The organism is Robertmurraya phoenicis (assembly GCF_047302285.1).
In the GTDB taxonomy this organism is placed as follows: domain Bacteria; phylum Bacillota; class Bacilli; order Bacillales; family Cytobacillaceae; genus Robertmurraya.
Genome location: NZ_CP154845.1, coordinates 4,128,264 through 4,147,654 on the forward strand (window position 1 = coordinate 4,128,264; position 19,391 = coordinate 4,147,654).

A 19,391-nucleotide genomic window follows, 5' to 3' on the forward strand; every position below is an offset into this window, starting at 1 on the left:
CTACACACTTTCATCATGTTTAACTACTGGAGATTTCTCCTTCTGAAGTGCATTCATTAAATCGGAGCCAACATTTAAGTGCTCCTCTACGAGTTTTTTCGGAGTTAGAGCCATCCATTGATTTAATGAAACATCTGCAAATCGATTACTTTTGAATATTTCCAAAAACCAAAGACTTTCGGAACCTATATTTTGAATATAATGCCCCATTGCAAAAGGAACGTAACCAACATCACCAGCTCGATAATTAAAGGTTCTGGCTTCTCCACTTGCAGCAAACACGGTCATTCGTCCACTCCCAGTAAGATAATACTGCCATTCATCATTATTTGGATGCCAATGAAGTTCCCGCATACCACCAGGTTTTATTTCCACTAAAGCTGCTGCAATATTCGTAGAGGCAGGAAAATTGGAAGAGTCAACGATACGAACTGAACCACCAGATGTTATGATTGGGTCTTGCTGTAACAAATGATAAGTAAGACTCTGAGGAACTGTTCCATAAGGACTCAATACTTTTTCTGATTCTATTGGACCTGGCACCTCCCCTTGAAACATATATCTTTGTTTAGTGGGAATATGTTCAAATGCATGTTTTGGGACACCAAAGTTTGCTGCAAGTACTTCTTTTGGTGTGTGCGCAAACCAATCTGTAATCGTAAAAGTACTTAGTTCAGAGAAGTTTCCATCATCAAAGACCAGCAGGAATTCACATCCTTCATCTAATCCTTGAATCGAGTGTGGAATACCAGCAGGAAAATACCACAAATCTCCTTCACTTACATCTGCAATAAAGTTTCGACCGTTCTGATCAACAGCTGTAATTCTGGCTCTCCCTAAAATCATATAAGCCCACTCCGCTTGCTTATGCCAATGTAATTCTCGAACACCACCAGGAGTTAACCGCATATTCACTCCCGCTAAAGTTGTAGAAATCGGTAATTCTCTAGCTGTTACCTCCCGTGACCAGCCACCAAGATATAATTGCATATGAGTGTCAGAAAAAGAGAATTTTAAATTCGGAATCGTACCTGCATCTGTTTTTGGAGGTACAAACATATCAGGATTTTCAAGATCTCTTAATACGTCTCTTGGTCCAAGGTCCGTTGCTCCTGCCCCATCCTCTCTCATCGGCTGCGGAATATTTTCAAAGGAGTTTCTATCTGCTTTTTTTATCTTGATCACCCCAATCCAGGAAAAAATTGTTATTTCTTTCTCATCACAGTAATTTATGTTAAGAAGCCCTATTTGATGCTAAAGGTGTTACGACAAAGTTAAAGCACATGGCGCTCCATGTGCTTTTTCGTATAATTAATGTGTTTGCAGCAACACTTCGGTTCTATTACGGGTGTTTAGCGGTTTATTGCGTGAAATTCGTTACTTATTGCAGATTTCACCAAAAAACACCCTCATGCCATCATTTTTGATACGGAATATTCAACAACTCCGGCACTGTCGCGAACTCCAAGCCTTGTTCTTTTATCGCTGGAATGATTTGACGTAGTGATCTGACTGTGTTCGTCCGGTCCTCGTTCCATGCTGCACCATCATGCATGAGAATAATGGCACCTGGATGGATATTGCTTAGGACATTATACGTAATTTGATCAGGTGGAGATTCTTGCCAATCTAATGAATCGACCGACCAAACTACAACTTTATAATTCATATCTCTAAGTTTTTCAACGAGTTCATTGTTTAAAAATCCATATGGAGCACGAAATAGTTTTGTCCGATATGCAATAAGATTAGCGAGACTGCTTTCTGTACGTGTTACTTCCCTTTGTAAAACGTTGACATCTTCCTCTTCTACGAGGTTTGGATGCCAATATGTATGGTTTCCAATTATATGACCGTCTTCTACAATTTGTTTCACCAGCTCAGGGTATGCTTCAGCCCTCGCACCCATGAGAAAAAAAGTAGCTTTAATCTCATTTTCTCTTAAAATGTCCAAAATCTGTGGTGTAAAACGTGGATCAGGTCCATCATCAAAGGTTAAGGTCACCATTTTTGACGTTTGCGCTCCACTTAAAATAACCGTTTCTGGATATCTCTCTTGCAATAAATAATTGGAAACAGGATATCGTAAGCGCTCTTTATTTTCTGACCCTCCTTCTAGTTGAGGTAATCCTTGCGGCTGTTGTCCGTGAATCAAATCCACTCTAGTGAATAAAGAAAACGCAAATATTAAAATGAACGCCATCCATTTTAACGATATTCTTCCCATCGCATCCCACTCCTTTCTCGTTCTACAATTTACATAAAAAGTAATTTACAATTAGTATCTTTATTGGAATATTTCTTTATTCTTTGTTTTTAATGGAAAGCCCGAAAAAAAGAACGCTAGGAAATTCCTAACGTTCTGATAAAACCTTTATGCAAGTGATAATTCCTCTTTTTAAATCATCGTGGGACCAGCTTGGAATTCTTCCATGCTGGAGCGCTAGTTCATGAGAAGCGGGCATATGGATAAAACCCGAAGGCATCTGTATTTGGTGGGTCTTTGCATAATGCAATCCTTGGTACATCACATGGTTACATAGGTAAGTGCCTGCTGTGTTCGAGATTTCAGCTGGTAGCCCTACTGCTTTTAACCGATTGACCATGTCCCTAATTGGGAGTGTGGACATATAAGCATCCTGCCCTTCAGCTTGAATCACTTCATCTTCCAGCACATTTCCACTATTATCTGATTCACCATCATTTACATTAATGGCAATCCGTTCTGGCGTGAGCTTATAGCGACCACCTGCTAACCCTAATGAGATAAGGGCATCTGGTTTCACTCTATTAATATGTTCGAGAAGTATCTCTCCCGCCTTCCGGAAATCGACAGGGAGTACTTCGCTATGGATTTTGTATTCTCCAACGACTTGCCCATGTAATTCCTCCACAATGCGCATCGTTGGATTGATTGAAAAATTTAAAAATGGTTCAAATCCTGTTAGTAAAAGTGTTTTCATCTACTTTGGTCCCCTTCATCAGTAATCTCGATTGACGATATAATTCATGAAATGCTTTAAAAAAGAAATATTGCGTGGCATGGTCTCCAATACTTCCATGGCTAGACAATAATGCTCCCACATCGCTTTCCTCGCTTCTGATACACCTAGTACAGAGACGAAGGTGGCATTGTCATTCGCGGCATCCTTGCCTATTCCTTTCCCAAGTATACTCGAATCTCCTTCCACATCAAGAAGGTCATCTTTTATTTGGAAAGCAATTCCTGCATGTGCAGCAAATTTCTTCAAAGCAGTAATTTCTCCTTCATTAGCATGGGCTAATAGTGCCGGCATGACAAGAGAGGCTTCAAAGGCTAATCCTGTTTTATAGAGACATAAAGTATTCAGTTGTTCCACCGAAAGCAATTTCCCTTTCGATTCCAAATCCATCGCCTGTCCATTGCACATGCTTGCTGTCATTTCAGACGCATACCGAATCAATTTTAGCACTGTTTTCGAATCGTATGCTTCCAGTAAAGATTGTTCCTCTATCGCTTTTTGTGTTAAAAACAACCCTGTTAATTCTGCGATTGCCACGTTGTATACTTCATGTAGAGTCGCTCTCCCCCTGCGCATAGGAGCATTGTCTTGGGCTGGTAAATCATCAAAAATTAACGATGCTGTATGCATGTACTCTAGTGATTTTAAGAGTGGCATGATCGCCGATTCCTCTAAGCCGTAACCTTTTACTCCGATAAACCAGGCCATGATCGGTCTTAGTCTTTTTCCATCCCCAGTCAAACTATAATTCGCTGCTTCATGTATCGGTTCCTCTGTTAATGACTGATCCGGAATCGATAAAGTTTGATTCAGACGTTCCCTGATTTCCTCAATCGTTGTTTGAAATTCATCCTGTTCCTGTCGTTCTGTACTTAACGATTTGATCATTTCATCCCGTAGCAACTTATCGAAAAAATCGACATCATCTGCTCGTCGAACCATTTTTTGAATCATACGATTAAACTCTTGATGAGACGAAGAAAATAGATTCATGACTTCATCATACTTAGTCGACCCAGTTCTTTCTTTAAATCTCTTTAAACTATTAATAGCTCGATCAAGAATGACTTCGCGTGTTTTATCATCTGAATGGTATACATCATGAATTAGGTAGGAAATAACCGTCCAATACAATTCAAACGGGTTAACCAAGTCAGGCCGTACATGATGATATTTCATATAATAGGTGTATGGCGTGACAGAACCTGCCTCCCAATCCTCAAACATATCGGAAAAATCATCTGCCAATTGATTATAAATCCCATAGTAAAAAGTCCGTTGGTCAAACCCTTCATCAAAAGCTGCACTAAGAACCGTTCGGACAATTAATCTCGATGAAGAGGATTTTAAAATAACCGGGATAAACAGATCCTCGTTCGTGTAGTTTGCATAATGTATATCTTTGTTCCGATCGACTTCCTGAGATTGAAAAAATACATATGATTGCTCGAAAAAATAGTCGATCATCTCTTTCCTTTGAGAGTCCTTTATAGATTCAAATGCATCTCGTAGTTCAGAATGAATATATCGCATCATTGGCTCCGTTTTCTTTGTCCATTTGCCAAGCTCAGGGACAGAACCAGTGACTAACGTCGTTCGGATCATATTAGAATATTGCCTTTTCTCACTTGGTGTGAGGACATTGGAATCGAGAAGGTCATCAATAAAAGGATAGGTTAGACCGTAGGCGTACCCCATTTTAAGTGCCTGAGCCAGTCTCTTTGTTCGTTCTTCGGCAGGGAGAGTATCTTCCATATCGTCTAGTTCATGCATCAATACACCAGCAATAATTTTTAATAATTTACGTTGGGCATGCTCCGCATCCATCCCCTCAGGCAGATGGTTAGAAACACCCCTCAGCTTATCGATTAGCCAAATAACCGTTAATTCAACCTTTTCCTTTTGTGCCCATCTATACAAGCCTTTCATACTAAAAAGTACTTCCTGGTCTTTTTCATCCCGTATGAGGCGGTCTCTTACGTGATCGACCGTTTGCTGAACCTGTTCCTTCGTATCTGGCGAATGGAGTGACTTTCCTAAGTCACGCATATAAAGGTAGGAAATACTCCGATCAAGATAAGCATCTAACTTTCCTGTTTCATCAAGCCATTTTATATAAGGTCGATACTCCCTAGAGACATTCCTATTTTTATCCTTCGCTAAAAAAGAAAAAAATGGATAATGACGTATATGATTTTGCTTCCATGCTCTGAAATCATTCATTAATGTAGAAACATAGGATTTTTGTTGAACTCGTTCAAGCAGTGACCGGAAATAGAGTGTCGCTCTATCCTCAGCCTTTCGATAGGATTGATCTGCCTTCATTCGTAACTCTTCTCTCATAAACTAAGTAACCTCTACTTTTCTAATCGCTGTTTTTCGTTTAACATTTCTATGTAAAAACCCAAAAGCCGGTTTTTACCCGGTATAATCCAGTTACTGCTATTAATCAAGTTTGCGACGGCACTTTTCCCTTCCTCTTTTTTAGTTTATCGAGAGTAAAGAGATTAGATAACCAATTTTCATCCAAAAACAACTTTGTAGCGAAAAGAGCCTTATATTTCCTATGTTATCTTATTGCTTTGCTATTTTAAAAATAACATCTTTTCGACCAGATGGTAAATGAAATACACTTTTGAGATGATAAAAATAGACCAGCAACTCCATGCTGGCCTTTTATCATATATTAACTAGGATCAAGAGGGTCCGCATTCATCAGTTGGGGGATCAGGTTAAGCTATCATGCTGATATATAGGCGGAGTAATTCCGCTTAATTAGCAAATATCATTCAAAGTAGCAGAAATAAAAGGAGAAATTCCGACTAATGACCCAAAAAATTCGAAAATAGAAGATTTTGTTCTTCATAAGTGGAAAATCTCCGCTTATTTACCCTTAGACGTGCTTCATTCTGTATTTAGCCGGAAAATCTCCGCTTATTATACTTCTGCTGGTTACTCGTTCAAGGACACTACATCTTATTTTAAAAGAGAAACCAATATAGCTGTCATTTCGGCGTGTATTTTAAGGAAAGCAACTCAAAACGAAACTCACTATATCATTCGTAGCAATGCTTTCTCTCTGTATATAACAGTTTTTCCCAAGATCATTTTATGTCCCACAATAGGTTTGATAAGGTACGCCAGACGGCTCTGGAACCGTACAATATTCGTCATGTTCCGATGTGTGTTCATACGGTTTTTCTAACACTTTTAAAAGCTTATTCATCAGTGTAAAATCACCTTGTTCCTCCGCAGCTTTTAACGCTTCTTCAACTCGATGATTCCGAGGAATAACAACGGGATTGCTTCTTTTCATTAATTGAATGGCGGATACTTTTGATTCCTCTTGACGTCCAAGCCTTCCTTGCCACTGCTCATACCATTTTGTGAATTCTTCCTTCCTGAATAAAACCGTTTCTTCAGGCTTCTCATCTGTTAAGAAACGAAATGTATTGGTAAAATCAGCGCGGTGCTTTTGCATCATACCAAGCAAGTCATCAATCAGTGATTCATCTTCTTTTTCCTCGTTAAACAGACCTAATTTTGCCCTCATTCCCTGCAACCAGTATTGATGAAATAGCTTAGAATACATGGAAATCTCATGCTGAGCAATGTTCACCGCTTCATCCTGATCTTCATGAAGAAGTGGTATCAAAGCCTCAGCGAACCTCGCGAGATTCCATCCACCTATATATGGCTGGTTTCCATAAGCATAGCGCCCATCCCGATCAATCGAACTAAAGACGGTTGCAGGATCATACGTATCCATAAAAGCACATGGACCGTAATCAATCGTCTCTCCACTAATCGTCATATTGTCTGTATTCATGACTCCATGAATAAAACCGACTAGTTGCCACTTGGCAATCAATTTCGCCTGACGCTTCATCGTTTCCTGGAGAAGTGACAGGTAAGGAGTTCCTTCCATATCAATATTCGGATAATGACGTTGTATCGTGTAATCAGCTAAAGTACGAAGCTCATCTAAACTGCTCCAAGCAGCACCAAATTGAAAGGTTCCAACCCGAATATGACTGGACGCAACCCGAGTTAAAATCGCTCCAGGCAGCCTCGTTTCTCGCAAAATGCTTTCACCTGTCGTCACGACTGCAAGACTGCGGGTTGTTGGAATTCCCAACCCATGCATCGCCTCACTAATGATGTATTCTCGAAGCATCGGTCCTAATGCCGCTCTTCCATCACCACCACGTGAATAAGGCGTTCGCCCAGAACCTTTTAGCTGAATATCTACACGTTCTCCGCTTGGAATGAGTTGTTCACCAAGTAACACAGCTCGACCGTCTCCAAGGCGATTAAAATGGCCAAATTGATGTCCAGCATAGGCCTGCGCTAAAGGCTCTGCTCCTTCTGGAATCTCATTTCCTGCAAAAATGGCAGCACCCTCCTCACTGTTCAATACAGCAGGATCGAGCCCTAGCTTTCCCGCCAATGAATCATTGAACACAATCATTTTAGGCGAACTAACTGGTACAGGATCTGTCCTTGTAAAAATCGATTCAGGTAGACGAGCATAGCTATTATCAAAATTCCAACCTGCTTCGTGCATCTCTTTTCCTTTACTCATTATTTCTCCTTTACGTATCTATGTCTTAATTTTTAGATTACCGAAAAATGATCCGGAATGCTATTGGTTTGCTTTTCTATATAGTGTACGCATCTCATATTTTTTCAATTCGATCGAAAAATCTCCCAAGCATTTGCTCGAGAGATTTCTTCAAACCTTTATGCGCCGATTTCCTTTGCCTGAAGTCCAACTTTCTTTTCAGTCACTTCTTTTTCTGACATCGTAAATCCAGTAATTCCATATAGTAAACTAAAAATAGGTGTGATCATGGCAAGAAAACAGAATGGAATATAAACAAATGGTGATACACCTAATGCTGCCGCTGTAAAGAGTCCACTTGCCGTCCAAGGAATTAACGAGCAACTTTGGGTAGCAGAATCCTCAATAATCCGCGAAAGATTCTCTGGTTTTAAATTAAACTTTTCATACATTGGTTTCATCAATGTTCCCGTCATAACAGCTCCAAACGAGAATGCTCCACCTATTCCCATCGTAAAGTATGAAATGATAATGGTCACAAACACCAGCATACCTTTATTTTTGATACGACTTGTGACAGAGACAATAATTGTTTCAAGCACACCTGATTTTTGCAGCAAGCCTCCCAACCCGAGGGCAAATAAGAATAGTGCAATTAACGGAAGCATACTAGTCAGACCGCCCCTTTGTAAAAGGGTGTTTACCACTTCTATCCCTGACTCAACTACATATCCATCATATAAAACGGTTAGAACCCCATTCATATTTGCTCCTTGGTAAAGGAGCGCCACAACAGCTCCAGCAATTGAACCGATAAAAATGGAAGTAATTGCTGGTTGTTTGGAAATTAATAATCCGAAGAGAATGAGCACAGGTATGATCGGAATGAGACCTAGATTAAAGTTCTCTGCTAAATAACCTGTCAATGCAGCAACTTCAGTTGATTTCGCCACTTGATTTCCATATCGGAACCCCAACACTGTAAAAATAATCGCGGTGATGATATAGGCTGGAACTGTTGTCCATAACATATGCTTGATATGGTCCATTAAGTCTGCACCAACAACTGCAGCTGATAAGTTTGTACTATCTGACAAAGGAGACATTTTATCTCCAAAATAGGCTCCACTAATAACAGCACCTGCTGTCATGCCTACTGGAATGCCCAAACTATGACCGACGCCCATCATCGCAATACCGGCCGTTCCCAATGTGGCCCATGATGAGCCTGTCGCAAGTGAGACAATTGAACAGAAAAGAAGGGTTGTGACTAAAAAGAATTGAGGGGAAATGGATTGAATTCCGTAATAGATAATCGTCGGAACCGTTCCAGATATAATCCAAGAGCCAATTAAAACTCCAACTCCTAAAAGTATCATCGAAGGCTGTAACGCTTTTTTCATAGAAGCGAATATCTCTTCCTCTAACGTTTCATACGTATACCCTAATCTAAGTACAAACGGAATAATCGTTAACAATGCAATAAAAAGCATCATCTGAATGGAGGCTCCAAACCCAATCATCCCAATTGTAATAATAGCAATAACCATTAATAAAATGAAAATTGAATAGCCCAATGCAGGTCTTTTTAAGTCATGTTGCATCAAAACACTCCTTTTTAATTTACACTGGTTTTTTAACCAATATTATTTCGTAAAATGTTCGGAAGGCGACCTTTCCACCTTCTTTGTGGGTCAGAGGTACAACTTTTCGCTTCCCCTTTATTGTTTTTGAGAAAAATGGACAATTAAATGTACCCGCTCTTATTCAAAAGAAACATTATTTGTAAAAAAGAAAAAGTAATGCGAGAGATTTCCACGTGAAATCGAAAGGAAACTTCCGAGGTAGCTACCAACGGTTTAATTTTCGGAATATACAGATATTTTATCAAATTATTCTGCTTTTATAAAATCGGCTGTGCTCCAATCATGTACGATATCTAATTATATAAACGTTTGAGCGTATCCATATCTAACTCGTTCTAATATTTTGGGTAGATATCCTTCTTAATACTCTGTAATCCTCCATCATGGGGATATTCACTGTTAGATTTTCTTACAAACGTACAGGTGATTCTAGTTTGAGGTAGATTTCGGACTGTTTGGACTACTAAACTCGGATATTTATCCTAAATACAGAGTAATTCAAACAGCTTATGCTCCTAAACTCTGTTATCTATCCGAATATGTACGGATTTCAAGAACGCCCAACTTGTGCTCGGATCAGGATTGCGGGTGATTTTGGGTTTATTGGTAGGGTTTCTGAATTTATTGCGGGGGTTTGAGGCATTATTGCGGATCTCATGAATGCCAGCTCTGTGCTCGAATCCAGTAGCTTGATGTTTGCGATTCATGATCAACCAAATCATAATTTTCTGACCGTTTATCAAATTAAAAAACTCGACCCCCATTAAGGAGGACCGAGTAATCATATTTATCCATTCACCTTTAGCTTCTTTTTAAACCTCGTTGCAATGACTTCTAATAAAATCGCTACAGCTAAAATAAAGAAGGTGATGGTTCCAATTTCTCGAATGTCTAAATAGAAATTGCTTGCCATGAACATATCAAAACCAATTCCACCTGCACCAGCTGCAGCTCCCATCGCAACGGCAACGGCAAAGTTGATTTCAAAACGAAGGAATGTCCAAGAAATCATATAAGTAAGAGACGATGGAATGACCGCTTGGAAAATAATTTGCCAAAAGTTTGCTCCGCTCGCCTGCAGAGCTTCAATAACGCCCTTATCCAATTCCTCAAACGACTCCGAATAAGCTTTTACTAAGTAACTAACTGAGTGAAATGTCATTCCAATGACTGCAGCAACACTGCCAAGACCAGCTGCAACGGCAAAAATTAACACCCAAAGCACGGTCGGAACCGCCCGGATGAAGGCAACCGTCCCTTTAATAACAGCAGATACCCGCTTGGAGGTTAAATTCTCGGCAGCTAATAAACCAAGGAAAACGGCAATGATGGCGCCGAACAATGTCGTTAAGAATGCAAGACCTAACGTTACAAAAACCTGCTGGAAGGCATGTGTGAAGGTAAAATGTTTAAAATGTGGTTCGAAAAACATCGCCTTTAAGTTTGCCAATGTCGCAAGCACTGCCTCTCCGAAATCAAGTTCTTTATAGTCAAAGCTAATAAAGGCAAATACCGTTAAAAACACTAATGCAAACAGGGTGATACGCATGACGATGGTTGATTTCGTCAACGATTTAATTTTAATTCGTTTCGTTGATTTTGACTTGAGCAGTTGCTCTCCTGTGACGACTTGCTCATTCGCTTCCATTATAGAATCACCCTCCTTACGTAATTTGATATGGTTTCAATGAAGAGAATGGCGATGATAATGGTGACGACAACAAGCGAGGCGATATCGTAATTTAAACTCTTATAATATAAATTGAAGGTAAAGCCAATCCCCGAACCAGTTAGGAGACCAATTAATGTAGCGCTTCGTATATTCGTCTCAATCATAAACAGTATCCAGCTAATCATCTGTGGAACACTTGATGGAATCACCGATTGAGAAATAATTGAAAAATAACTTGCACCAGTTGCTCTTAATGCTTCGACTGAGCCACTACTTGCCTCATCTATGGTTTCCATAAAGGCTCTTGTCAAAAAGCCAAATGAACCGAAGAATAGGGCAAAATAACCTGTTAAGGAGCTTTGCCCAAAAGAGAAGAGCAAAATCATTGCCCAAGCAGCAACATCAATATTACGAAAAACTGTGGCAATCGCACGACTTATGCTTCCGAAAAAGGCGTTGACACGAGTCGTATTGGAGCCCATCACAGCAAAAAACAAAGCAAATATTGCTCCAATCGTCGTGGCAGCAATCGAAACCAAAAGTGTTTCCATCAAACTTTTCAAAATGCCAGGAAGCCTTGATAATGATTCCTGTGTTGGATAAAAATTACCTAAAGCCCATGTGACTGCACGAGGAAGGGATTCGAAACCTTTGACCACATTGTACTCTGTAATAACAATCGCACCGAACGTTATAGCACCAAGGATAAGAAGGAACCCGAGCGAATTCCGTCTCTTTTTTGCAAAAAAATCAGCTTGCATGGATGCCTCCTATATCAAAAATAAGATCTTCAGCTTCCGAACCGTAAATACGCTGAATATCTTCTTTTGTAATATCTTTCGGACTCCCGTTAAAGACGACCTGACCTTGATTAACTCCGATGATTTTATCAGAGTATTTTAAGGCAACATCTACTTGATGTAGATTGACGATAACCGTAATCCCCATTTTCGTTGAAATGGTTCGAAGATGATCCATAATCGTTTTCGCTGAGTTTGGATCTAATGACGCAATCGGCTCATCACACAGTAACATCCGTGGATTTTGAATAAGAGCACGGGCAATACCTACACGCTGCTTTTGTCCACCACTTAATTGGTCTGCACGCTTGTAAATATGTTCTTCTAACCCCAGCATCGATAAAATATGAACGGCCTGCTCCTTCTCTTCCTGGTTATAAATACCAAGAACGCCTGCAATCGTTGATTTTTTCCCTAAAATCCCATGAAGCGTATTCTCAATCACACTTAAACGATTGACTAAGTTATAGTGTTGGAAAATCATTCCGATCCTTGTCCGTACCATTTTCAATTCTTTCTTCTTCATATTCATCACGTTCATGTTATCAAAGGTTATTTCCCCGCTTGATGCATCAATCATTCGATTGATACAGCGAAGGAGAGTTGATTTCCCCGCTCCAGATGGACCGATGATTGATACAAACTCTCCTTCATTGACGGAGAAGTTAACATCTGATAACGCCTGTGTCTCATTCCCAAATTGTTTGGATACATGATTGACTTCTAAAAGGGCTGTCATCGGTTAACTCTCCTTATTTAATATGATTATTTTGAAAGCTCACGAATCGGGTTGAACCACGCATCCTCTACTTCTACTAAACGCTCGTCAGCTGTTTTACTAAATAATCCTGAGAACTCAGAATCCTCTGGGACGAACACTTTTTCGTTGTTAACAATGTCATCAGATGTCATAACTTCAAGAAGTTGCGCTTGTAGATCTTCACTTAAATTATCTGTATTGATAACAAATGGAGCATTTAAAACTGGTGTTACAGAAATAAGAATGTATTCTTTTCCAGTTACTGTGTTAAATGGTTCAGCAGCATCGTCCTTTACTCGGTAAACCGCACCTGGTCGATTTTCTTCACCATCAACAAGTTCTACATAGTTGTTTACACAAGTATCACAGAAAGCAGCTACATCAACTTTTCCAGATAAAAGATTAACAGCAGAACCTTGGTGAGACCCACCGTATAATACTTCCGTAAAGAATTTGTCTGAACCGCCTTCTAGTAAATCATCAGCTACTAAATCACTAAACTCTGATTTTTCACTAAAATAATCAACGATTCCTGTTGAAGGAACTTTGAATCCTGAAGTAGAACTGTTTGATACGAATGAGAATTTTTTCCCTTGAATATTATCGATAGCGAAGTTGTCACCATCTTTATACTGATCTGCATTATCCTTTTCTACCGCTAACCAGCTATAATATACTGCGTCATCTAATGTACCAGAAGCACCTGTTGGAACTACTAGTGGTTGAACCTTATCATTTTTGTTATTTGCCTCTATGTAACCTTGAGCTCCTAAGAAAGCCATATCTGCATTTCCATTAGCAACTGCTTCAATCGCAACGATATAATCTGTTGTTGTTTGATGCTTAACTGTTTTCCCTGTCTTCTCTTCGATAACTTTACCAATTTCATCACGTGCTTCTGTCAAATCAGCTCCAGATTCGTTCGGTAGCCAAGCGATGGTGATCTCGTCTTTATCCGATCCTCCAGCTGAAGAGGAACAACCAGCAACGAATAGTGCGACTAAAGAAAGTAATAACAATAACGATAACGATAACGATTTCTTCATTTTAAATCTCCTCACCTTTTAATTTATTTCCCTTTATTACTATATCTAGTAAATGTCAATCTACCATTAATGCAATATTTAGAATTGTTAAGAATCAGTAAACTTAGGAAAATCTGAGAAGACTCCATTTTGCATATTGTACTCTCGGTCACATAGATTGTTCATAAATTCGAGGTCGTGGAAAATCCCTAGCATGGTCGTACCTTCATTCATTAATTGTTCAATGAGTTGCTTCACCTTTACCTTTGAATCATGATCTAGACTTGCTGTTGGTTCATCTAATAGGAGTAACCGAGGTTTTTTGACCATTGCTCTAGCAATATTTAATCTTAGTTTTTCTCCTCCAGAAAAAGTTGTCGGGTAACTATCCCATAATTCTTCAGCAAGTTCAAAATGGGCAAGAATTTTTCCTGTTTCTCTTTCGGCGAACTCTTGATTTTCATTCATTTCTAGTATTGCCTGGGTGACAAGTTGCCTTGCTGTTGTTCTTGGCATCACATTTAAAAATTGAGAAACATAACCAATCTCGTGCTTCCTCAAATAGAGCATTTGGCGCTCCGTGGCGTTAGCTAAATTGAGCGCTCCAAACTTTTTCGAATGGTACCAAATGCTGCCTTCTTGGATTCGATACGTCCCATAAATACATTTTAAAATCGTCGACTTCCCACTGCCGCTTTTTCCAGTAATCCCAACGAATTCCCCTTCTTTCAACTCAATATCTACGTGACTGACTGCACGGATATGTTTACCAAGATTATGAAGATCGAATGATTTCGATAATCCTTGAATTTCTAAAATGGGCTCCATCTGCTCACCTTCCTTCACATTAAATCCGATAATTTGTTTTTTGAATAAGCTTGCCATCGACAAAGACGCTTGTAATAACCGGAAAATCACCAGAAATTTTCTCGATGATTAATAGATCTGCTTTTTTCCCTTCACGAACTGACCCTATGTCATGGTCCATCTTTACCGCCTTCGCTGGATTAATGGTGACAAGTCTGATCATGTCCGCCAAATCCATCCCATATTTATCTACTAAAGTAAAGATAGAATGAAGCATCGCGGCTGGGTAATAATCACTGCACAAAATATCGATCGCTTCCTCCTGTATGGCTTCAGCAGCTCCGAGATTTCCGCTATGTGAGCCTCCGAGAAGAACATTTGGTGCACCAGCAATCGTGTACATACCTAGTTGCTGAGCTCTTTTTGCAACATCAAGGGTAATCGGAAATTCACTTATTGTTGTGCCAAAGCTATGAACGAGATCGATTTTTTCAATCGTATCATCATCATGTGAGGCAACCGCAATCTGATGCTGATGTGCCAGCTCTGCGATCTCTTTAATATCTTCAACCGAAAGCTTTTCTTTTGTCTGGTGATTGCGAATTAGGACCTCAATAGATGAATCATTCAGATTGTTATAGCCCCTCACTGTTTTCCGATAAACCTCTAAATGACGATATTGTCCCTGTCCCGGAGTGTGATCCATAAATGACAATAAATGAACCTTTTTTTCCGTTATATAACGTTTAAGATTCTCGATTTCTTCCACATTATCAATCTCAAATCTAGCATGGAAACGATGACGGACGAGATGCTTTGTATGATGACTTTTTTCAATTAAATCAATAAATTTGCGTACATTTTCCGGCTCACGGATCGGCTTATAGTCATACTCTGATCCTTTAAAAAGAGAAAGTGAATGAAACATTGTCGTAATTCCGTGTGTAATCAATTCTTTTTCCGATTCTCTTAAACTCAGATCAAAATTCATCAACGATGTCGGACGTGGAGCTGCCATATGTTCAATATAATCTGAATGGATGTCAATAAAACCTGGTGAGACATAGCCACCACCAGCATCTACCACTTCAATCCCTTCCTGAAACTTAATTTCTCCTCTTGGGGCAATCTTAGCGATCCGATCTTCTTCTATTAATAAATCATATCCATACAAAACTGTATCTTCGGTGATCAATCTTCCATTTGTTATGACGTACAAAATACTTCCTCCTAAACATCCAATTTTAGATGCATCTAAAGCAATGAATGAACCAATTGTTGTGTATATTGATGCTGTGGGTCCTCTAGGATCTGATCCGTCAGCCCTTGCTCGATTACTTTTCCTTCTAGCATCACAAGCGTGCGGTCAGCAAGCATTCGTATCACGCCTAAATCATGGGATACGAGCACTATACTGATACCAAGCTCCCGTTGCAAACTTTTAATTAAATCAAGCACACTCGCTTGCACGGAGAGGTCAAGTCCTGTTGTGACTTCATCTAATAAAAGTAAGGGTGGGTGATTGGATAACGCCTTGGCAATTTGAACGCGCTGCTGCATACCACCGGAAAAATTTTTCGGCGCTTCTTTTCTACGATGTATCGGAATATGGACCTTATTCAACAATTCAGTTCCTCTGCTCTCCATCATCCCTACATGGTTGTTGCCTGCAGCAATCAGTTTCTCAGCAATATTACCAATCGAAGAAAAGTTCATCCTTAAACCTAATAACGGATTTTGATAGACTTTCCCCATGATGTGATTACGAATATAACGTTGCTGCTGGGAAGATTCTTGAAATAGATTTTTCTCCCCATTTTGATAGTCGCCAACATAAGCTTCCCCACTCGTCACGTCTTGGTCAAAATAAAGGCATTGCATTAAGGTTGATTTCCCACTACCACTTTCGCCGACAATGCCAAGAACTTCCCCTGGAAAGACGTCAAAGGAAACATTCAGGCAAGCATATACGGTTCCACAAACCTGACAGTAGTTTTTCACAAGGCTTGACGATTCTCCACTTCGACAATGGAAACACCCTGGACCGTATTGCTTATTTAAGTTCTTCACTGCTAAAACTGGAACTTCAAATTCAGTCATTTATTTCACTCCAACGGAATTTAATTTTTCGAGACAATAGCTCGTGTCATTGCATTGATAAACTGTTTCATCCGTTAATTCATCAACAAGCTCATCTAAAAAGACACCCGCTTCCCCACATATGCGACAATGTTTATCCTCAAAGGTTTCCGCTTGAAATGGATAATCTTCAAAATCTAGTGACACGACCTTTGTATAAGGAGGAACAGCGTATACCTTCTTTTCACGTCCTGCCCCAAGTAATATTAACGCTTCACTATGATTCATTTTTGGATTATCAAAGCGTGGAATCGGACTTGGTGCCATCACATAGCGATCATAAACGAGAACGGGATGATCTGCTCCTGTTGTCATACTTCCATACTTCATAATCTGTTCAAATAGCATCAGCCATGCTCCGCTATATTCTCTTTCCGCATGAAGCTTCTTTGTTTCCGTTTCACTCGGTTCATAATAACGAAGTGGTTCTGGTAGCGGTACTTGCAAAACAAGAATTTGTTCCTTCGTTAACGGTACTTCCGGAATTCGGTGCCTTGACTGAATCAAAGTTGCCTCTGAGGTGTACTCGGTTACTTCCACTCCTGTCGTATTGGAAACAAGCTTCTTTATATTAACGGCATTGACAGATTCATCTGAACCTTGATCGATGACCTTTAAAATGTCCTTTTTCCCTATTAAGGATAGTGTTAATTGCAGGCCACCGGTCCCCCAGCCTCTACCAATTGGCATTTCTCTTGAGGCAAACGGAACTTGATAGCCAGGAATGGAAATTGCTTTAAGAGTCGCTCTACGAATCTCACGTTTTGAACCTTCATCAAAAAAAGCGAAATTATAGGTAGTATTCATCCATTTCTCACCTCTTCTCTTTCCTCTTTTTTCGTCTTTCTTACACTATCCAATTTCGATTGGAAAGTGACATAATGAGGCATTTTCAAATGTGAGATGAACCCTGTTGATTCAACGGAATCAATATGATAGAGGACAAACTCTTCATTATGACTCGGAAACTCTGGATTTGGATGTTCAAGACAATAATCTAAAATCCCCATCGCTATTGCCTTTGTCTCATTTTGTCCGAAGCAAAGACCATAGCCGATTTCAAATTCCATCTCTTTTTTTCCAAATTCCTTTTCAACGGTGAACGGCATAAGCATTTCCACTTCTGTCACCTTGACATCACCAAGATAATACTCATCCTCTTCATCATTTTCTTGAGCTGTTGGAGGAGCAATCGTTATTGGCAATTTACCGACTCGTAGCTCTCCAACAGTTGGATGTAGAGCACCGTATCCACGGATGACTGCATAAGCCAACGATGTGACAGCCCCTGTTTGACCTCTCGTTAAAACCTGTAATCTTTGGCTTCTAGTCGATGGAAACTCCAAACTCTCTCTCGTCACATCATCTGGCTCTTCGTCATTGTTCTCACATGGAGAAATCAGGCCTTCTTTTCGCAAGTAATCAAGCACTTTCGGAAGGGTTAGTTCTCCTATTGACACCTGTTCTGATTTTTCGTACAGATAATCGTGTAACCACTCCTGAACGCTATTATCCGTTTCAGACATTAATTGAAAATCAAGCAATCTGTGCGTATAATCGGTTGTTGCTCCAAGAATTTGTCCACCTGGTATATCCTTAAAGCTCGCGGAAATACGGCGTTCCACCTTCATATCATGAGATTCGATCATTTTTGAATAATGCTTTCTCGGAACAGTTGAGCGGAATGCTCTCAACAAGAAAACCGCTTCTTCTGGATTTCCTTCTGCTTGCTTAATTGCTAAAGCGGCTAGTGTTTCATCATAAAGACTACTTTCAGACATCACTTGATCGATGAGGCCCCGCATGCCCGCTTGGATTTTTTCCACTTCAATCGTTTGTCCATGCTGGACTCTTTCATATTTCAGACGCTTAATCGATTCTTCAATCGCAAGCGTTCCCCCTTTTACCGCTACATATCCCATTAGCCGATCACCCTATTTACCTTAATTTGTGTTGTACGTGGTAATGACAAAAGCTGATGTTCTTGATCGACAAACATCAGATCCACCCCAAGTGGAAATTCCTCGTTTTTCACTTGACGGTCCTCGACCCACTCTCTCTTCGTCTCTACATGCACATACTCGTCGATTTGAATACCAGGTCCCTCTAGCCTCAATGTGGAAGTATTCGTTACTTCATCTACTTCCACGAAAATCGTGGCAGAATCATGAGGATTTTTTAAAGTGCCAGGCTTTGCCTTTTCAATCGCTTCCTTTAATGCTGTTTCTTCAGCATCCTTTAAGACAAAGATGTAATCCGCTTCCTCTGTTTCAACAGGCTTGGCGTATGTGTATTGATTAATCAATTTAGAAATGATCGCTTCTTTTTTTGAAAACACTTTAAAGGATACTTCTTGATCAAATAATGTGAAGGCTAATAGTAAAAATGGCTTTGCTTCATTTTCCTCAATCAAAGCCGTTTCCTTTGATAAATCTGCCAGTTGTCCAGGTCTTGCCATCGAGTTAACAATTTTTCGATACACTGTTTGAATATCGTGAACCATATCTAGCTTCACTCTCTATTCCTCCTTATGAAACATCCATCGTTTCAAATTGAACCTTTGTTTTCAAAATAGACTGGTCATCTACTTTTTTTGACTGTAAAATATTTCCTTCTTCCTTTTCTAATCGCTCAACCCAAGTGTTTGTCTCTTGTAGATTCGCTTCAAAGGCAGCATCAATGACAGCCAATTTGTAGGCATAATCGAGCTGATCGCCAATGATAATGCCCATGCCGATTGCCCCTTCTACTTGAACCTTACATTCCGTCACAAAAACTTCACCTGGATAAAATAATGTTTTCTTAGAGGTTTCACGTACTTTCATCATCACTAAACCATGTTCTGGTTCCTGAATGACCTTCACCTCATAGTTGTCCGTAATCGTTTTTGCCAGTTGTTCTACTAGATTTCGAGAGCCATTGATTAAGATTTCCGTTCTTTGTCTTCTTTTCATCTAAGGGCCTCCGTATATGTAT

Annotated in this window: 17 protein-coding genes; all 17 read right to left on the reverse strand. The window is 39.8% G+C overall.

Annotated features, from left to right (window positions below; all coding sequences use genetic code 11):
* The 17 genes from AA0X71_RS20710 to phnG all read right to left on the reverse strand — a co-directional run bounded on the left by AA0X71_RS20710 (window position 1) and on the right by phnG (window position 19,369).
* Entirely contained in the window at window positions 1-1,131 is a 1,131-nt protein-coding gene (locus AA0X71_RS20710) for an oxalate decarboxylase family bicupin (protein ID WP_413362700.1), read from the reverse strand.
* Window positions 1,132-1,417: 286 nt separating this feature from the next.
* Window positions 1,418-2,227, reverse strand: coding sequence for a polysaccharide deacetylase family protein (locus AA0X71_RS20715; RefSeq protein ID WP_413357159.1), 810 nt, complete (start codon window positions 2,225-2,227; stop codon window positions 1,418-1,420).
* Window positions 2,228-2,354: 127 nt separating this feature from the next.
* Entirely contained in the window at window positions 2,355-2,963 is a 609-nt protein-coding gene (locus AA0X71_RS20720) for a pyroglutamyl-peptidase I (protein WP_413357160.1), read from the reverse strand.
* 18 nt (window positions 2,964-2,981) lie between these two features.
* Window positions 2,982-5,345 carry a polyprenyl synthetase family protein gene (locus AA0X71_RS20725; RefSeq protein ID WP_413357161.1) on the reverse strand — a complete coding sequence of 788 codons (2,364 nt, stop codon included), beginning with the start codon at window positions 5,343-5,345 and terminating at the stop codon, window positions 2,982-2,984.
* A 766-nt stretch (window positions 5,346-6,111) separates the two neighbouring features.
* Window positions 6,112-7,587: a protein adenylyltransferase SelO gene (locus AA0X71_RS20730; protein ID WP_413357162.1), complete on the reverse strand. Its 1,476-nt coding sequence runs from the start codon at window positions 7,585-7,587 to the stop codon at window positions 6,112-6,114.
* A 158-nt stretch (window positions 7,588-7,745) separates the two neighbouring features.
* The gene (nhaC, locus tag AA0X71_RS20735; protein WP_413357163.1) at window positions 7,746-9,170 is read right to left on the reverse strand and encodes a Na+/H+ antiporter NhaC; all 1,425 of its coding nucleotides are present in this window, start codon (window positions 9,168-9,170) and stop codon (window positions 7,746-7,748) included.
* 829 nt (window positions 9,171-9,999) lie between these two features.
* The gene (locus tag AA0X71_RS20740) at window positions 10,000-10,860 is read right to left on the reverse strand and encodes a PhnE/PtxC family ABC transporter permease (protein ID WP_413357164.1); all 861 of its coding nucleotides are present in this window, start codon (window positions 10,858-10,860) and stop codon (window positions 10,000-10,002) included.
* The gene (locus AA0X71_RS20745) at window positions 10,860-11,645 is read right to left on the reverse strand and encodes a PhnE/PtxC family ABC transporter permease (protein ID WP_413357165.1); all 786 of its coding nucleotides are present in this window, start codon (window positions 11,643-11,645) and stop codon (window positions 10,860-10,862) included. Before AA0X71_RS20745 ends, AA0X71_RS20740 begins: the two co-directional genes overlap by 1 nt.
* The gene (phnC, locus tag AA0X71_RS20750; RefSeq protein ID WP_413357166.1) at window positions 11,635-12,423 is read right to left on the reverse strand and encodes a phosphonate ABC transporter ATP-binding protein; all 789 of its coding nucleotides are present in this window, start codon (window positions 12,421-12,423) and stop codon (window positions 11,635-11,637) included. Before phnC ends, AA0X71_RS20745 begins: the two co-directional genes overlap by 11 nt.
* Window positions 12,424-12,449: 26 nt before the next feature.
* Window positions 12,450-13,490, reverse strand: a complete 1,041-nt coding sequence (gene phnD / locus AA0X71_RS20755) for a phosphate/phosphite/phosphonate ABC transporter substrate-binding protein (RefSeq protein ID WP_413357167.1) — start codon at window positions 13,488-13,490, stop codon at window positions 12,450-12,452.
* Between the two features lie 87 nt (window positions 13,491-13,577).
* Window positions 13,578-14,297, reverse strand: a complete 720-nt coding sequence (locus AA0X71_RS20760; RefSeq protein ID WP_413362702.1) for a phosphonate C-P lyase system protein PhnL — start codon at window positions 14,295-14,297, stop codon at window positions 13,578-13,580.
* Between the two features lie 19 nt (window positions 14,298-14,316).
* Window positions 14,317-15,495 carry a phosphonate metabolism protein PhnM gene (gene phnM / locus AA0X71_RS20765; protein ID WP_413357168.1) on the reverse strand — a complete coding sequence of 393 codons (1,179 nt, stop codon included), beginning with the start codon at window positions 15,493-15,495 and terminating at the stop codon, window positions 14,317-14,319.
* 35 nt (window positions 15,496-15,530) lie between these two features.
* A complete protein-coding gene (locus AA0X71_RS20770) occupies window positions 15,531-16,376 on the reverse strand; it encodes an ATP-binding cassette domain-containing protein (RefSeq protein ID WP_413357169.1) in 846 nt (281 codons plus the stop codon).
* Window positions 16,377-17,222 (reverse strand): alpha-D-ribose 1-methylphosphonate 5-phosphate C-P-lyase PhnJ, encoded by an 846-nt coding sequence (locus tag AA0X71_RS20775; protein ID WP_413357170.1) that lies wholly within the window; start codon window positions 17,220-17,222, stop codon window positions 16,377-16,379.
* Window positions 17,219-18,337, reverse strand: a complete 1,119-nt coding sequence (locus tag AA0X71_RS20780; protein ID WP_413357171.1) for a carbon-phosphorus lyase complex subunit PhnI — start codon at window positions 18,335-18,337, stop codon at window positions 17,219-17,221. Before AA0X71_RS20780 ends, AA0X71_RS20775 begins: the two co-directional genes overlap by 4 nt.
* Window positions 18,337-18,930, reverse strand: coding sequence for a phosphonate C-P lyase system protein PhnH (gene phnH / locus AA0X71_RS20785; RefSeq protein WP_413357172.1), 594 nt, complete (start codon window positions 18,928-18,930; stop codon window positions 18,337-18,339). Before phnH ends, AA0X71_RS20780 begins: the two co-directional genes overlap by 1 nt.
* A 13-nt stretch (window positions 18,931-18,943) precedes the next feature.
* The gene (gene phnG, locus AA0X71_RS20790) at window positions 18,944-19,369 is read right to left on the reverse strand and encodes a phosphonate C-P lyase system protein PhnG (protein WP_413357173.1); all 426 of its coding nucleotides are present in this window, start codon (window positions 19,367-19,369) and stop codon (window positions 18,944-18,946) included.
* Window positions 19,370-19,391: the final 22 nt, after the last annotated feature.

Bases quoted from the DNA above. Each gene is read 5' to 3' on its own strand.
- AA0X71_RS20725 (WP_413357161.1), bottom strand. From the start codon at position 5,345: ATGAGAGAAGAGTTACGAATGAAGGCAGATCAATCCTATCGAAAGGCT.
- phnD (WP_413357167.1), bottom strand. From the start codon at position 13,490: ATGAAGAAATCGTTATCGTTATCGTTATTGTTATTACTTTCTTTAGTC.
- nhaC (WP_413357163.1), bottom strand. From the start codon at position 9,170: ATGCAACATGACTTAAAAAGACCTGCATTGGGCTATTCAATTTTCATT.
- AA0X71_RS20715 (WP_413357159.1), bottom strand. From the start codon at position 2,227: ATGGGAAGAATATCGTTAAAATGGATGGCGTTCATTTTAATATTTGCG.
- AA0X71_RS20710 (WP_413362700.1), bottom strand. From the start codon at position 1,131: ATGAGAGAGGATGGGGCAGGAGCAACGGACCTTGGACCAAGAGACGTA.
- AA0X71_RS20760 (WP_413362702.1), bottom strand. From the start codon at position 14,297: ATGGAGCCCATTTTAGAAATTCAAGGATTATCGAAATCATTCGATCTT.
- AA0X71_RS20740 (WP_413357164.1), bottom strand. From the start codon at position 10,860: ATGGAAGCGAATGAGCAAGTCGTCACAGGAGAGCAACTGCTCAAGTCA.
- AA0X71_RS20780 (WP_413357171.1), bottom strand. From the start codon at position 18,337: ATGGGATATGTAGCGGTAAAAGGGGGAACGCTTGCGATTGAAGAATCG.
- phnC (WP_413357166.1), bottom strand. From the start codon at position 12,423: ATGACAGCCCTTTTAGAAGTCAATCATGTATCCAAACAATTTGGGAAT.
- AA0X71_RS20770 (WP_413357169.1), bottom strand. From the start codon at position 16,376: ATGACTGAATTTGAAGTTCCAGTTTTAGCAGTGAAGAACTTAAATAAG.
- AA0X71_RS20775 (WP_413357170.1), bottom strand. From the start codon at position 17,222: ATGAATACTACCTATAATTTCGCTTTTTTTGATGAAGGTTCAAAACGT.
- AA0X71_RS20745 (WP_413357165.1), bottom strand. From the start codon at position 11,645: ATGCAAGCTGATTTTTTTGCAAAAAAGAGACGGAATTCGCTCGGGTTC.
- AA0X71_RS20720 (WP_413357160.1), bottom strand. From the start codon at position 2,963: ATGAAAACACTTTTACTAACAGGATTTGAACCATTTTTAAATTTTTCA.
- phnG (WP_413357173.1), bottom strand. From the start codon at position 19,369: ATGAAAAGAAGACAAAGAACGGAAATCTTAATCAATGGCTCTCGAAAT.
- AA0X71_RS20730 (WP_413357162.1), bottom strand. From the start codon at position 7,587: ATGAGTAAAGGAAAAGAGATGCACGAAGCAGGTTGGAATTTTGATAAT.